The following is a 303-nucleotide window of genomic DNA, read 5'->3' as shown; positions in this document are numbered from 1 at the left end:
GACCTGAAAACACAAAAGCCCGTGAACTTGCGTTCACGGGCTTGGTGTTCTGGTGCGGCTGGCAGGATTCGAACCCACGACCCCTTGGTTCGTAGCCAAGTACTCTATCCAACTGAGCTACAGCCGCATGTGTCAGGTTTTCTCGATCAGCCTTCAATCTGACATTTGAAGGTGGCGCGGCTGGCAGGATTCGAACCCACGACCCCTTGGTTCGTAGCCAAGTACTCTATCCAACTGAGCTACAGCCGCGCTGAGAGGTGAAACTATAGCATGTTTTTGGCGCTGTGTGAATTTGGGCGCCGT

2 tRNA genes are annotated in these 303 nt (G+C 53.8%); both read right to left on the bottom strand.

The features are described from left to right. Nucleotides 1-50: 50 nt before the first annotated feature. Nucleotides 51-127 (bottom strand) — tRNA-Arg (locus tag EYS42_RS17000). Nucleotides 128-172: 45 nt separating this feature from the next. Then, nucleotides 173-249 (bottom strand) — tRNA-Arg (locus EYS42_RS16995). Nucleotides 250-303: the final 54 nt, after the last annotated feature.

The organism is Aquabacterium lacunae, assembly GCF_004310865.1.
Lineage (GTDB): Bacteria > Pseudomonadota > Gammaproteobacteria > Burkholderiales > Burkholderiaceae_C > Aquabacterium > Aquabacterium lacunae.
The sequence above is the reverse complement of the archived record's forward strand: the minus strand, read 5'-3'. Positions and strand labels throughout refer to the sequence as shown.